At 50.5% G+C, this 15252-nt stretch carries 12 protein-coding genes; 5 read left to right on the top strand and 7 right to left on the bottom strand.

Annotated features, from left to right (window positions below; translation table 11 throughout):
* Positions 1 to 5: 5 nt before the first annotated feature.
* The 6 genes from FPE01S_RS22060 to FPE01S_RS22035 all read right to left on the bottom strand — a co-directional run bounded on the left by FPE01S_RS22060 (position 6) and on the right by FPE01S_RS22035 (position 7045).
* Positions 6 to 1556 (bottom strand): phosphatase PAP2 family protein, encoded by a 1551-nt coding sequence (locus FPE01S_RS22060; RefSeq protein WP_046371217.1) that lies wholly within the window; start codon positions 1554 to 1556, stop codon positions 6 to 8.
* Positions 1557 to 1558: 2 nt separating this feature from the next.
* Entirely contained in the window at positions 1559 to 2512 is a 954-nt protein-coding gene (locus FPE01S_RS22055) for a hypothetical protein (protein WP_046371216.1), read from the bottom strand.
* 23 nt (positions 2513 to 2535) lie between these two features.
* On the bottom strand, positions 2536 to 3876 hold the full coding sequence (locus FPE01S_RS22050) for a vanadium-dependent haloperoxidase (RefSeq protein ID WP_046371322.1): 1341 nt from the start codon (positions 3874 to 3876) through the stop codon (positions 2536 to 2538).
* Between the two features lie 122 nt (positions 3877 to 3998).
* Positions 3999 to 4592: a hypothetical protein gene (locus FPE01S_RS22045; RefSeq protein WP_046371215.1), complete on the bottom strand. Its 594-nt coding sequence runs from the start codon at positions 4590 to 4592 to the stop codon at positions 3999 to 4001.
* A 333-nt stretch (positions 4593 to 4925) separates the two neighbouring features.
* Positions 4926 to 6071: a hypothetical protein gene (locus FPE01S_RS22040; RefSeq protein ID WP_046371214.1), complete on the bottom strand. Its 1146-nt coding sequence runs from the start codon at positions 6069 to 6071 to the stop codon at positions 4926 to 4928.
* Positions 6068 to 7045 carry a DUF2157 domain-containing protein gene (locus tag FPE01S_RS22035; protein WP_046371213.1) on the bottom strand — a complete coding sequence of 326 codons (978 nt, stop codon included), beginning with the start codon at positions 7043 to 7045 and terminating at the stop codon, positions 6068 to 6070. Before FPE01S_RS22035 ends, FPE01S_RS22040 begins: the two co-directional genes overlap by 4 nt.
* Positions 7046 to 7175: 130 nt before the next feature.
* Between FPE01S_RS22035 and FPE01S_RS22030 the strand changes: the two genes are divergently transcribed.
* The 3 genes from FPE01S_RS22030 to FPE01S_RS22020 all read left to right on the top strand — a co-directional run bounded on the left by FPE01S_RS22030 (position 7176) and on the right by FPE01S_RS22020 (position 12206).
* Positions 7176 to 10526, top strand: a complete 3351-nt coding sequence (locus FPE01S_RS22030; RefSeq protein WP_046371212.1) for a methylmalonyl-CoA mutase family protein — start codon at positions 7176 to 7178, stop codon at positions 10524 to 10526.
* Between the two features lie 136 nt (positions 10527 to 10662).
* A complete protein-coding gene (locus FPE01S_RS25225) occupies positions 10663 to 11277 on the top strand; it encodes a DUF3667 domain-containing protein (protein ID WP_169749210.1) in 615 nt (204 codons plus the stop codon).
* A 44-nt stretch (positions 11278 to 11321) separates the two neighbouring features.
* Positions 11322 to 12206, top strand: coding sequence for an aldose 1-epimerase family protein (locus tag FPE01S_RS22020; RefSeq protein WP_046371211.1), 885 nt, complete (start codon positions 11322 to 11324; stop codon positions 12204 to 12206).
* On the opposite strand, the gene FPE01S_RS22015 is transcribed toward FPE01S_RS22020, so the two are convergent.
* A complete protein-coding gene (locus FPE01S_RS22015; RefSeq protein WP_046371210.1) occupies positions 12170 to 13102 on the bottom strand; it encodes an SAM hydrolase/SAM-dependent halogenase family protein in 933 nt (310 codons plus the stop codon). The two genes, FPE01S_RS22020 and FPE01S_RS22015, sit on opposite strands and share 37 nt — an antisense overlap.
* A gap of 32 nt (positions 13103 to 13134) precedes the next feature.
* On the opposite strand from FPE01S_RS22015, the gene FPE01S_RS22010 reads away from it, so the two are divergent.
* Both FPE01S_RS22010 and FPE01S_RS22005 read left to right on the top strand, forming a co-directional pair.
* Positions 13135 to 14436 (top strand): DEAD/DEAH box helicase, encoded by a 1302-nt coding sequence (locus tag FPE01S_RS22010; protein WP_046371209.1) that lies wholly within the window; start codon positions 13135 to 13137, stop codon positions 14434 to 14436.
* A 2-nt stretch (positions 14437 to 14438) separates the two neighbouring features.
* Positions 14439 to 15251: an N-acetylmuramoyl-L-alanine amidase gene (locus FPE01S_RS22005; RefSeq protein ID WP_174446987.1), complete on the top strand. Its 813-nt coding sequence runs from the start codon at positions 14439 to 14441 to the stop codon at positions 15249 to 15251.
* Position 15252: the final 1 nt, after the last annotated feature.

Below are 15252 nucleotides of genomic sequence, written 5' to 3'. Positions count from 1 at the left end.
CCTCATTAATCCGCACCATCGGTCTTAGCGCGGTCTACAGCCATATTGCCCACTTTTCTGCCAACAGACAGGCCGGCGGAACAATCGCTGCGATAGTGAATGCCACCATACATGCGGCTAAGGGAAGCCTCATTGGCCATCTCTTCATATGCGGCTGCACGTTCAGGAACGAGGTGCGAGAGGATCGTCGCTGCAGCGCCACTAAAGGTGGAGTGGCCGGATATATAGGAGGGGAAATTGGGAACTCCGGTAAGTGTTTTAATCGCCGGGTTAAGCTGGCTCGGGCGGGGATTGAAATAGAAATTTTTGGTATCCCAGCAACAGATGGCCGCGTCCATCAGCGACATGTTGAGCAACGCAAAGTTGCGCGCCCAGCGAACTTCGCTATAGTTCTTCCCGATAAAATCTTCGGCAGCGATCGCATCCCAGTGACCGGGCGGGGTTGAAGTACCCACGCCATCAGCCCAGTAGTGAACGATCTTCGTTCTTTCACGGGTTGGGTTGGCAATAAAATCATACACTTCCTGGGTTTCTTCTTTCATCTTACCACTGGTTACGGAAGGCGGTGGATCAGCCCTGAAAGCAATCACGGTCAGCGAATCACAAAGGAATCCCTTTACTTTTCCGAAAGCGGGTAACATGGGTGGGCGGCGGGGTGTTTCCAGGCTGTACCAGGGTTCTTCGCCCCGGGCGATACAATCATCTTCAAGTTTCTTCCACATTTCCGGGTTACCTACGGCAGCACCTGCCCGGTCTGTTCTGGCACGGGCTACAAATTTCTGGGCAACTGCGCGGCCAAGTGCTTCACCGGCATCGATATCACTGCGCACATTTGCTCCGGCTACGATGCGGGAACGCTTGTGTTGTTCAGCTTTCATCTGGATATAGTCCTGATCTCCCGGGAACAACAGCTTCAGCATTTCCACGGCGGCTCCGGCAATAACAGCATCCTCTGAAGGATAGGAAGGAAGGGTATTGCGGGGGATCAGCACCTGCACGGAGCTGTCCACGTTATAGGGCGATTTCCGGTTGTACAAAGCCTTGTAGTGGTAAGCAGCTACGAGGGCATCATATTGTGCGGCACTCACATAAGCATATGCTCTTGACGCATAAGGCGGGTTGGCGAAAGGGAACAAAGGATAAGCCAGCGGATTGGCGGCACTTGGTATGGGATAAGTGCCATCATCATTCTGATAGGGAGGTAGGTTATGTTTTGCCACCAGTTCTCTCAGGATCTCATTCCATCTCAGCACGCCACCCGCGCTCCAGTACTTCACAATTTCCTTTTCCTCATCGGAAAGGTTCGCCTGCGTGGCTTTGATCTCATTGATCTGGGCAACATAGTCGGGGGCATTGGTCGGTATCGGCGCTGCTACGGTAAATTCATCTGCACTGGTGAGCAGGATGGGTTTCCAGGTACCAGCATCTTCATCCGCACTGGCGGGTTGAAGTGCAGGAAGGTCAGCAGTGCGGTCATTGATGTCTTTATTACAGGCAAAGATCCCTGCGGCTATCAGCACCAGGCAGGCGCCTGCGAAAATATTATTACGTTTCATACTCATTGCAGATTGTTGGTGGGTTTACGACTGGATTTTTTTGTGTAGAAAGCATAAAACACACCGCCGTTAAAGGCTGTGGTTTGTCCGACGTTTCGCCCATGAATGGTATAGTTGGCTCCGGCAAGAAGGCTGATGTTGGTCAGCTGCTTCAGGGTATACTTGAAGTTGATTCCCGCTACCGTACTGTTCATCTGGTTGCTGGGGAATGGCATGTTATTCCTGGTGATATCAAAGCCTCCGAGGGTGCATAGCTGGGTGAGGAGCGCTTCAGCGATCAGGTAACGGCCCCGGTACCCGGTGCGCAGCTGGAGATTGACCTGATCGGGCATTTTTACTTCATTGGAATTATGCAGTTCTTCGTCGTAGTATGCGTCGCGGTCGATCTTTACGTTGCTTCGGAAGATGTAGCTTCCCCAGGCTGTTGCGAAAAACCGGTTGTGCAGGTAATCAACCATTACCCTTCCGGTCAGGTTGGTACTGCCGAGGCCGATAGACAGGGGCAGGAAGTCTATGACATAGTTGTCAAGCGGCGTGGAAATTCCGCCCATAGCATAAACAGCAAGTTTATCGTTGTTGGCGAATTTGAAATTCAGCGCGCGCCATTTTAGTGTTACAGAAACGTCCTGGATGCCTTTCATGCCGTGCAGGGTACCGGCAGAAGCGTGTGTCCATACATAGGGTGCACCGGCCATAATGTTCAGGTTATCGGTGATCCCGTAGTTGGCCATGAACATCATGGATTGAGCAGTAACGGTTCCCAGGTTAAGGTTTTCTCGTTTGAGAGTGCCTTCCCAATAGTCTTTCCAGGAGCCGTGGTTGTACATAAACCCGCCGCAAAGCTGGTTTTTGTTCATCATGATCGCGTCCTGCTCCGTTTGTGCGGCAGCACTTCCGATCAGCATCATGCTGCCCGCAGCCATCACGATGGTTTTGAGCATTGTCCTTTTCTTCATTTTAGTTGCAGTTAATGGTTGGTTTATTTTTTCATTTTCAACTTGCTAACGACAAGTTCACCGGTTTTTTTGCCGGAAGCGGCACCGAGATCATTGTCAAATCGGTAATGGATCCCTCCGTACAGCCGCGACATGGCTGCTTCGGCTGCTGCCATCCGGAAAGAGGCGATCTGCCGGTTGGCGATCCCGAATTCGAGCAGTGAGGTATCAGTGAATTTCAGGTTGTCTCCAAAGATGCTGGTCATGGTTTCGGCAGCAGCAGCGGAAACAGTGGCATGGCCACTGGCGGATGAAGGGAATGGCGGTGTCTGGATATATGGCCTCCAGTCGGCGTCCAGGTTGGCATTGATCACCGTTTCAGGCCGCACAAAATTGTAAACGTATTTGCCTTCCCAGCAGCTGATAAAAGCATCATAGAGGGCGATAGCTGTTTTCGCATAGCCGGTAACTGTGGTATTGAAATCAGCGCCGGAAGTTTTTGCGGCAATGCCTACAATATTCATCCAGTGCCCGGCCGGGGAGAATTTTTTAGTGGCAAACATAACATGCCCGCTTACGTTCAGTTTGAACGGATTGTCATCCCAGAAATCGGCGATATGTTTTTGTTCGTCGGTCAGGCTGTTGCCAATGATCTCCACTTCCTTCAGTGCTTTATAGAAAGTGCTGTTGGTGTCTTTCGGGGTGAATGGGGGTGGCGGAGCAGGCCGGAACTGGCTGGCACTATCCAGTACCATGGTGCGGATTTCCATCCAGTGTGGTTCGACGGCCTGTGCATACATGGGCGGCGTGGGAATCCAGCGGCCCGGATCATTGGTTACGGTATATCGGGAGGCAGAACGGGTCTGCGCATAATTATCACCTTTGGCCCAGGCCATGATAGAGGATACGATCGTGTCAGAAAAGGCTTTGGTGCCAGTCAGTATGTCTTCAGGCATACCCAGGCTGTCGGCCATGTTGACAAGGCTTTCGTAATAGCCCATCAGGCTTCCTTCGGGGAAGGTAACCGCATTGCCGACCTTGGTGAAGGCAAGCATGGCGGCCAGGGGAAAATTGATTTTGCTGGTATCAGCAGGTACAGGCAGCGGTTTCAGCGCCTTGACCTGTCCGGCCAGTGACTGATAATGCTGTGGATCGCCCGCTGCGATTACCTCATATGCCGCAATGGTGGCATAGGTGTAATTCCTGGTGGCGATCATGGGAGGGAAGTTGTTCTCGAGAACAACGTTGTTTAATTTCTTTACGGTCTTGCAGAAGAGCAGCGGATCATTCAGGGTCTTTTTGTAATCTGTTGCCGGGGCGCACGAACAAAAGGAAATAGCGATTGCCAGGCCTGACAGGCCAGCCTTAAACAGTAAATTTTTCATCTGGAAAAGAGAACGGGGATTCTGGTAAACACGATGCATGTGCGTTACCCGGGAATGCAACCTGAGCCGCATTCCCGGGATGGCACATACACTTTTTTATAAACGTATTACATCACGAGAAATCAGGCAGTAGGGGGGTGTTCTGGACTGCTCAGAAAGCTCACAGGTAGATGATCGGAATAATCCGGATAATGCTTTTGAATCTGGAAATAGGACGGTTCAAAGAGATACCGTGTTTCCATTACGACGCAATCAGGTAAAAATGTCTTGAGGCTGATGGTTGGTTTGACCGGCGCATGTTTACCGGAGGAGTTGGTCTGCTGCAGATCGGCAACCATCTGGAAAAAGGCATCGCGGGCATTACTGATATGGGTTGCCTGCGCATTCGGAATACACCGCATTTCAACGGAGTCGTTGTAGATCCTTTTTTCAACATATTGATAGTTCAGCCCTCCGATGGTAATACTTCCTTTCACCCGGTCGAAAACGGGGGAGTTGGTATAGTAGGGAAGGCCCTGAACCGGAATTTTAATGGTTATCAGCTCGCTTTCATTGTAGATGTCTTCATCGAGCTGGGTATTGAGACGCTGGCTGGTACTGGATTCCACGTAGTTGAAGAAAAACCGGTAACCGACCCAGTTAAACAGGAGTACAGCACACAGCAGTATGGCAGCCAGTTTCTTCACCTGTGTAAAGTAATAAAAAATCAATATCATTTACCTTTTGTTCAATTTTTTGATCCGGCCATGCCTGGGTTCTTTTTTAATTACCGCGCTGAGATTTGATTTTTACCCCCGTTGCGAACCAATTTCCGGATGAAAAGTTTGGATGTGGGCTCCTCTGTTTTTGGATGCGGAGTAAGCGTTTTGGGATGTGAATGCCGATTTTACACGGGAAGGAGTCCTGTTTATTCTTAGTAGGAAGGTAGTAGGAAGGTACTAGGAAGGTAGTAGGAAGGTAGTTCAAAGGGAGGACTTCACCTTGCCACTACGAAACCTGTACCGTGTTCAGCTCAACAACTAAACTATTAAACTTTTAAACCCATAAACTCAATAATCCCCTCCTGCCCCACCACCGCCGAAGTCGCCCCCGCCGAACTCAGTATTCTGGGGGGAGGTTGTTGTGGGCTGATGCGCGGCATGGATGGCGAAAGCTGCCAGTAAACCAGGATCAGGGAGGTGTCTGGACGTCCCGGGGTCGAAACTATACCGGCTGCTATTACCCTTTTTGTAATAAAAAATGAGAAAGGCCGCTGTAATGATGCAGACAATTCCAAAAATCACCATCATCGTTTCATCGGAAACCGGGTGAACGACCAGCTGTATCGTCAACGCGATTGCGCAACAACCCAGTAATCCCAGCCTGATATAGGCAATCCGTTGAGTGGTAAATCCGTAAATCAGATAGAGTATTGGTATTGCGATCGTCCACGCCCAGCTAAAAATGAACCATCCGATGGTGCGATAGGCTGAACCCGAAAGATCTTTTACCACCTGGCTGTTGAAGGCGCAATACAAGCCGATAGCCGCTGCCATTTCCAACCAGAAACCAGCTTCAGCCTTATAATTGGGGGAGGGTGCCTTTTGCACTTTTCTGGCCAGCCAGATCAATACCAACATAATTGCTGCAATGATCCATTCAGACAGCATTCCATTTTGGTAGGCCGGAAATAACTCAATAATGAGTATTGAAGCGGTCAACGGAACCAGCAAGGCAGCAATCCTGTTCAAAAAGACAAATGCAGCAACCAGGTACAAGCCGCCTGCAATAATGGAGAATGGACTGATAATGCCGACAGATGAAACGTGTTCGTCGGCCAGGATCGCTGCACCCGAGGCTGCATAAATTATCCCGGTATGCAAAAGCATATCATCAATGCCCGAATGAAAATGTGATTTGTTCTTCACAAACCAGGTAAGCGCTGCGAAAGAAAGCAAAGCCATGAACAGGAAAATCTCACCGGCGGCATCGAAGTCTACCAGCATCAGCAAAATCCCGGCAAGTGCAGCTGACACAAAAAGGGTCAGTATCCCAAATCCGATCCGGCCAAATAGCCGCGGCGAAAAAAACGGATCGGGGTAAGCTTTGTTTATGGCAGTCCATTCTTCTTCCGTGATCGAATGCTGATCATGGGCGGCTTCAGCCAGTTCCCGCAGCGCACGAATATTCAATCCTTCCTTAGGGTACGCGATCATGATTGGGTGATTTTTTTGTTGAGCCGATAGATTACCCCGATCAGGATCAGGCCGGATATTACGGCATAACCCAGGTTAGCATAAATACGTGGTTCGCCGTGGAGCGATTTCGTCCAGTTTTCCATAAAAATATAGGTGAGGCCGGCATAAGGATAAAGGCACGCAGCGACCAGGTAATAAGTTGATTTCTTACGGAAAGCTGTTCGCATCAGGTACATAGCCAGCACCAGCAGGATCGCCAGCCAGATAAGGTAATATTTGCTTTCATTGATCACTCCGGCAACTGCGGCTACTCCCGCAAAATGGATTCCGAACTGGTGGAAGATCTCCTGGAAATGTGGTTTGAATCGGTTTTGGCCGATCACAACAGACAATGCGATCAGCCCGCAGCCCAGCAAGAATAAGGTGCGGATCACATCCGGCTCATTCAGCAGGTTTAACCCGAATGCCGTAGCGTTGTTGATAGTGATACCCAGCCAGGCAGCCAGGCTCAGTATGGCCATGCCGAGGATACCGCGGTGGTCATAGTAATATGCCGTGAAAAACAGCATCACCATTGGCACAAATAGATCAAGGTTCCAGGAACTGCCGAAAAAATTGAATTGCGACTGGAGATAGGCTGCCAGCAATACAAGCAGACTGCCGCCGGCCAGCAAGCTGTAATCATACCAGATATTCGGGGAGGCCATCGCTGACCATGAGAACGGCGGTTTCACGAAGAAACAGTAGGTATAACTCAGTGATATCAGCAAAATCAGTGTCCCGATAATCACAAAATAGCCAAACTGTTGCAGGTGGGTGTAAATGATAATACCGGTTCCGGTAAGGAACAATATTATCCCGAGGTACAACAGGCTTCGCCACTCCCAATGCAGACTGGTGGGACCGGGCTTTTCTTTTTCCCTGATTTTTTCAAGGCTGCCGGCGCTGATCAGTCCCTCTTCCATAAGTCTTTCAAAAACGGATAGGGCCATGTGATGGTTTTGTCTTAGAAATATAAATATTTCCGGGCTACCCGGAATGGTTTTCGGGATCCGGAATGAAACTAACAACTGTTCGCATTGTCGCCGGGCGTTTGTACCTTTGGCGCCAACCGAATGGAATATGCATTATCAGCCACAACATAAGATCAGGATCGTAACCGCTGCCTCCCTATTTGACGGTCATGATGCCGCTATCAATATCATGAGACGGATCCTCCAGGCCAAAGGCGCCGAGATCATCCACCTGGGCCACAATCGTTCCGTACTTGAGATTGTGGAAGCTGCGATTGAAGAAGACGTGCAGGGTATTGCCATTACCAGCTACCAGGGCGGTCATGTCGAATTCTTCAAATACATGAAGGACCTGCTGGATCAGAACGGATGCGGGCATATCAAAATTTTTGGCGGTGGCGGCGGAACCATTCTGCCGGAAGAGATCAGGGAACTGCACCAGTATGGCATCACGCGGATCTATTCACCGGATGACGGAAGGAAACTCGGGCTCGAAGGGATGATCGAAGAAGTAATCCGCTCCTGCGATTTTGCCCTGAATGGTCAGCAACCCTTCCAGCAACCCATGAAACTGGAAGAATGGAAGGATGTGCGCCTGATCGCCCGCAGCATTACCAATGCGGAAAATGGAAAGGGGAACGGTCAGAAGGCTGACCGGCAGGAAAAACGCGCACCAGTGCTGGGCATTACCGGAACAGGCGGGGCCGGTAAATCTTCCGTAACAGACGAACTGGTTCGCCGGTTTCTTCACCATTTTCCGGAAAAGACCATTGCTGTCGTTTCGGTTGACCCCACGAAAAAGAAAGGCGGCGGTGCATTGCTGGGTGACCGGATCCGGATGAACAGTATCAGTTCTCCCCGGGCGTATATGCGATCGCTGGCTACAAGGGATGATAACACAGCTTTAAGTGCGCATGTGCAGGATGCCCTGGATGTATGCAATGCGGCAGGTTATGATTTTGTATTGCTGGAGTCAGCGGGCGTGGGACAAAGCGATGCATCCATACTTGACTATTGTGATGTCAGCCTGTATGTGATGACGCCGGAGTATGGTGCTGCATCACAACTGGAGAAGATCAATATGCTTGACTTTGCAGACGTGATCGCCATCAACAAGTTTGACAAGAATGGTGCGCTGGACGCGCTGCATGATGTCAGGAAGCAATACAAGCGCAATCATCAGCGCTTTACGCTGCCGGATACTGAAGTGCCGGTATTCGGTACGATCGCCGCGCAGTTTAATGACCCCGGTGTCAATGAACTGTTTGAAGCACTGGTAGGTGTAGTTGAAAAGAAGACCGGCACCAGTTTCGGCGCCATCGAAGTACACCGGCATCTTCACGCCACCACCGCGCAAAGCCAGGTGATCCCTCCCAAACGGGTCCGCTATTTGTCGGAGATCGCTGACAATAACCGGCAATATGATGAATGGGTTACCTCACAGGCTGCTGCTGCCACCAGATGGTACCAGGCGGCAGGGATTCTTGTTGATGCGGACGCGGTCAGTAAAGGCGCCCTGGAAGCATTGGCAACAAAATTCCGGGCGCAGCTCACGGCAGACAATCAGCAGGCAGTTGAAAACTGGCCGTCCCTGAAAAAACAGTATGCAGCTGATTTTTTTGAATACCGGGTACGGGAGAAAACGATACGCCAGGATATGACCGTAAGATCACTGAGTGGCACCAGGATCCCGAAAGTGATCCTGCCCAAATACAATGACTGGGGAGATATCCTCCGCTGGCAGTTACAGGAAAATGTGCCTGGCGCTTTTCCCTATACCGCCGGGGTATTCGCTCTAAAGCGGCAGGGGGAGGATCCCACGCGGATGTTTGCCGGCGAAGGTGGTCCGGAGCGTACCAATAAGAGATTCCATTATCTTTCCCTTGACCAGCCGGCAAAAAGGCTCAGCACTGCTTTTGATTCCGTGACGCTGTATGGTGAAGATCCTGACATGCGGCCGGACATCTTTGGCAAAGTAGGCAATAGTGGTGTGAGCATTGCCACCCTGGATGATGCCAAAAAACTGTACAGTGGTTTTGATCTCTGCGATCCGATGACATCAGTCAGCATGACCATCAACGGACCAGCGCCGATTTTGCTGGCGTTCTTTATGAATGCTGCCATTGATCAGGCCTGTGAAAAATGGTTGACGGCCGAAAATAAATCCCGATCAATCGACGTCGCCATCAATAAGAAATTCAGCCAAGTTCCCCGGCCGGTATATTTTAACCCGGCCTCACCCGAAAGGCTGCCGGAAGGCAATAATGGCCTTGGATTGAACCTCCTGGGATTGACGGGTGATGAAGTACTCCCCATTGATATTTACAATCAGTTAAAGCAATCTGCGCTGGAACAGGTGCGGGGAACCGTACAGGCAGATATTCTAAAAGAAGACCAGGCGCAGAACACCTGCATTTTCTCCACGGAATTCGCCTTGAAACTGATGGGAGATGTGCAGGAGTATTTCATACAGCATAAGGTCCGGAATTTTTACAGCATCTCCATCAGTGGTTACCATATTGCCGAAGCCGGTGCCAATCCGATCACGCAGCTGGCATTCACCCTTGCTAATGGGTTTACCTATGTGGAATACTTCCTCAGCCGGGGAATGGCCATCGATGATTTCGCTCCGAATCTCAGTTTCTTTTTCAGCAATGGTATGGACCCCGAGTACAGTGTGATCGGTCGTGTTGCCCGCAGAATCTGGGCCAAGGCAATCAAACTGAAATACAAGGGCAATGAGAGAAGCCAGAAACTGAAGTACCATATCCAGACTTCGGGACGTTCCCTTCACGCACAGGAGATTGATTTCAATGATATCCGTACTACACTCCAGGCGCTTTATGCGATTTACGATAACTGCAATTCCCTCCATACCAATGCCTACGACGAGGCCATCACTACACCTACCGAAGAAAGTGTGCGGCGGGCAATGGCCATCCAGTTGATCATCAACCGGGAACTCGGAACGGCCAACACCGAAAATTTTATCCAGGGATCATTTCTTATTGAAGAACTGACCGACCTGGTGGAGGAAGCCGTACTGACGGAGTTTGACAGGATCAATGAAAGGGGTGGAGTGCTGGGCGCCATGGAACGCATGTACCAGCGCAACAAGATCCAGGAGGAAAGCCTGCATTATGAAATGCTGAAACATACCGGTGAGCTGCCGATCGTTGGCGTGAATACCTTCCTGAACAAAAATGGTTCTCCCACCAGTATTCCTTCAGAGGTGATCCGCAGCAGCCGGGAGGAACGCGAGCAGCAAATCCTTAACCTGAAATTATTCCATCGCTGCAATGACGGGCGGTCTGCCAAAGCACTCAAAAGACTGCGGGAAGTAGCGCTGGCCAACGGCAATATCTTCACTGAATTAATGGAAACAGTCAAATACTGTTCTTTGGGCCAGATCACGCATGCCCTGTATGAAGTGGGCGGTCAGTATCGCAGAAATATGTAGTATATTGGACGATATAGCCTGGAGATCGCCTATGAATTGTAAAAACTGTGAACAAACCGTAGAAGGTAATTACTGTTCAAATTGCGGACAGTCGATCCATACCGACCGATTCACTTTTAAGCACCTTATTGAACATTTGCTGCATGGCTTCTATCATGTAGAACATGGTGCCATTAAGACAGTTAAAGATCTTGCTTTACATCCCGGCCCTTCACTGCGCGCATTCCTGGCGGGTAAAAGGGTCGGATGGTACAACCCATTTACATTTATCCTGGTAACCGGAGGTATCAGTGCATTTATCCTGGCAAAAATTCATTGGCAAAGTTTCCTGGTGGACCTGGGAGTTTTCGGTTCACACGATATCGACCAGAAGAAATGGGCGAACAGTATCAGTCATTTCTCATTAAGGCTTTTGCTTTCGATCCCGTTATATGCGATCATTACAAGGATTCTTTACTGGAAGTCTGAATATAATATCTCTGAACACCTCGTGGTAAATACCTATCTCCGTGGGCAGATGAATGTGCTGATGATCCTTGGACTGCCGATCGATCTGCTGTTGCAGGGGACTGCTTTTTTACTTCCGTTCAAATTCATCTTTCTGGCTTTGTCGGTCATGTATATGGGGTGGGCGATAAACGGGGTCTTCGGGCACCGGCATACCATATGGCGCGTGGTAAAAGGACTGTTATGTGCGATCATTGCACTGGCAGCGGAAATGTTTATCCTTAACTGGCTGGCGCAACGATGAAATATGCGCATTCTTAAGTGTAACTTGCACGTAAACCGAAGGAAATGCCAGATCGGATTGTTTTGGAAAATGAACACCTTATCGTTCACCTTCATCCGAAGGGAGCCGAACTCCGGCAATTAAAGGGAAAGAAGACCGGCATCAACTACCTGTGGTCGGGAGACCCGGCGTGGTGGGGTAAAACTTCTCCCGTATTATTTCCAATTGTAGGTACGCTCCGCGACAACAGTTATACCTACCAGGGCAAAACCTACAGCCTTCCCCGCCATGGCTTTGCCCGCGACAAGCGTTTTATGGTAGAACAGAGCAGCCCGCTTGCCGCTAATTTTCTGTTACAGGATGATAGTGAAACGAGGGAAGTGTATCCTTTTTCATTCCAGTTTCATGTGTTTTATGCACTGATTGAAGACCGCCTCAGTGTCCGTTATACCGTGGTGAATACCGGTCCCGACACGTTGTGGTTTTCTGTGGGAGCACACCCGGCTTTTGCTGTTCCGCCAACGGGTGTTGCTGATGCGGGCGACTATGAGGATCATTACCTTCAGTTCGATCGTTCGGACGCTTTGGTGCGATACAAACTTTCTGATGGACTCATCAGTGATGAGACGGAAACGATAACGCTGGATAATCACGTGTTGCGCCTTAATGCCGGTTTGTTCAGCGAGGATGCAATTGTGCTGAAAGGCTTGCCGGATCAACATATCCGCTTATTGGGATGGAAGCATATGAATGGAATTGAGTTTTCCTGGCAGGATTTCCCTTTCTTCGGAATCTGGGCACCGGCAGGAGCGCCTTTTGTTTGTCTCGAGCCCTGGTGTGGTATAGCCGACAGCGTACATCACGATAAAGAACTGACCCGCAAGGAAGGCATCCGCTCCCTCGGCCCCGGCGACTATTTCGCGCGGGAGTGGTCTGTCCGTTGTTTCTGAACCTTCACTGTCCAGTTGTTCCCGCTGCCTACATGCCAGGTTGAAGCGAAATCGCCCATATTGATGCCGAATGCGAGTTGCAGCAGGCTGTTGCTGTAAGCAACCGGCTTACCTTCCGGTACGGCAGAAAAAGTGGTGCCATACAGCATCGCGCCTCTGTATACCTGCTTTTTACCTTGCAGGATCTCAACCAAAATCGTGTCGCCATAATGAATACCGATGGTGGCAAGCAAAGAAGCCCTGATATTCGTCCACACGTTACCGTACTGTACATCCAGAACAGGAATGTTTCCCAGAATGAGGCCGGTTTTGACTGTAGCCTGCTGATAGGGGAGCCTGATCACGGGATCTGGAAGGAGCGGCCCCACTTCTGTAAAGCTGATTTTTCCGGCGGCGAGCCGCGCACCGGTATACGCATATACATCCCTGCCATGAAAGGTATAGGAGTCACCGGATCCTTTCAGGCGATTGACGGATTCGTCTATCTGTCGCAGTGAATCGATGCCGGGAGCTTCTGCCAATAAGGTGAGCGTACCGTTATCCGGCGTTACTACGAACTGGCCGGTTTTCAGTTTTGCCACTACGGATTTGCGGTTCGACCCCACCCCGGGGTCGACAACTGAAACAAAAACAGTACCGGCTGGCCAGTAGGCGACCGTTTGTTCCAGCCGGTAAGCGCCTTCCCAGATATTGAACGGCGGAATTTCATGGGTCAGGTCAAACTGCTTTAGCTCAGGTGATACGCCGAAAGCGACACCCTTCATGGCCGAAACGGCGCCATCTTTTAAACCAAAGTCCGTTTGAAATACCAGCGCACCAGTTTGCGAATACGCTGAAATAGCGGATTGGAGCGTGATCAGGGCCAGGACGATACCGGAAAAGCGGCGGCGATGCATTATCTTTACCAAATTAGAAATGATTAATATTTGTGAAGTTTACTGAATTAACGCTGGATCCGAGCCTTATGGATGGCATTGACGCCTCGGGATATATCACCCTCACACCCGTCCAGGAGCAAGTGATGCCTTCTATCATCGAAGGTCGGGATATCATCGCATCTGCACAGACCGGAACCGGCAAAACCGCCGCTTTTTTATTGCCTATCCTGAGCCGGCTCATCGGCCACAGGCATGAAGGACATACCAGCGCGCTGATTATTGTGCCTACCCGCGAACTGGCGATCCAGATCGCCCAGCATGTGGAAGGGCTGGCCTATTTTACCGAAGTGAGCAGTATCGCCATCTACGGCGGTGTTGACGGACAGGCTTTCGTGCAGGAAAAGCAAGCCCTGCGGAACGGCGTTGACCTGATCATCGCCACACCAGGCAAGCTGATCGCCCACCTTAATATGGGATATGTGGATTTCAGCCAGCTGCAGTTCCTGGTGCTGGATGAAGCAGACAGGATGCTGGACATGGGTTTCAGTGATGATATTATGCGCATCATCAAGCACCTGCCTGAAAAAAGGCAAAGCCTCCTGTTTTCCGCCACTATGCCGGAGAAGATCCGCAGCCTTGCCCGCAAGATCCTGAAGCAGCCGGTGGAGATCAATATCGCCATCTCCAAGCCACCTGAAAAGGTTGAACAGAAAGCCTACGTTGTATATGAGCCGCAGAAGAATCCGCTGATCCAGCGCATTATCCGCGATACTCCCCACAGGAGCCTGATCATCTTCTGCTCCAGAAAGCAGACGGTCAAACAACTGACCCAAATGCTGAAAAGGGCAAAGTTCAATGTAGCGGAAATCCATTCTGATCTCGAGCAAAGCGAGCGGGAAGACCTGCTGCAGGGTTTCAGGAGTGGCAGGATACCAGTGATTGTTGCCACCGATGTGCTGTCCCGCGGAATAGATATTGACACCATCGACGTGGTGGTGAATTATGATGTGCCCAATGACGGCGAAGACTACGTGCACCGTATCGGCAGAACCGCCCGGGCGGAGCGGGACGGAAAGGCATTTACACTGGTGAGCGACCGTGAGATCGGCCGCTTTTCCAGGATTGAATCGCTGATCGGAAAGGAAGTGGATAAAGCAGCCGTTCCGGCAGAACTGGGCGAAACGCCGGCTTATCAGCCAGCGAAAAGAGGCGGAGGAAGAGGCAGGGGCCATGGTGGTCACCGCGGCCAGGGAAATCCCCGTCCCCAGCAGGGTGTAGGAAAAGGCAGCCAGGCACATGCCCGCAAACCCCATCACCAGCAACGGTCTCAGCAGAAACCCAAACCGGAATAATCATGCTGAAACTCAGGGTATCGCTCATGATATTGCTTGCAGTATTGGTTGGGCTTCATTCCTGTAGTCCTAACCCTTATGCCAAAACGAATAAGGCGCACAGGAAACAAGTCAAAGCGCTGACTAAAACATTGCAGCAATATCCACCTGCCAATAGCCTGGACAATGGTACGTATTGGGTCGGAACAACCAATTTCGGGATCCGCAAGCCCAACTATGTGGTCATTCATCACACGGCGCAAAACAGTTGCGAGCAGACCCTGAAAACATTTACCCTCCCCCGTACACAGGTAAGTGCCCATTATGTGATCTGCAAGGATGGCACCATTCACCAGATGCTCAATGATTACCTGCGCGCGCACCATGCCGGTGTGGCGAAATGGGGAAACAATACTGACCTTAATTCCAGCAGCATCGGAATTGAGCTTGATAATAACGGTTTCGAGTATTTTGATGAAAGACAGCTCAACAGCCTGTATACCCTGCTTGATACGCTGAAACGGCGTTATAATATCCCCGCAGCCAACTTTATCGGTCATGGTGATATTGCACCATCACGAAAAAATGACCCGAACTGGCGGTTCCCCTGGAAAGATTTATACGATCATGGATTCGGGATCTGGTACCGGGATACAACGGGACTTGTGCCCTCTCCTGATTTTAATGATACGCTTGCGCTGAAACTGATCGGATATGATGTGAGGGACACTACTGCTGCCATTTCTTCTTTTAAACGGCACTGGATGCAGGACAGTACCGTGGGGATGAATGAGGATGCTCGGAAAGTGTTGTACGGACTGCTGCTGGCGTTATGAT

The organism is Flavihumibacter petaseus NBRC 106054, assembly GCF_000974785.1.
GTDB lineage: Bacteria > Bacteroidota > Bacteroidia > Chitinophagales > Chitinophagaceae > Flavihumibacter > Flavihumibacter petaseus.
This window is presented reverse-complemented; position numbering and strand designations above follow the sequence as displayed.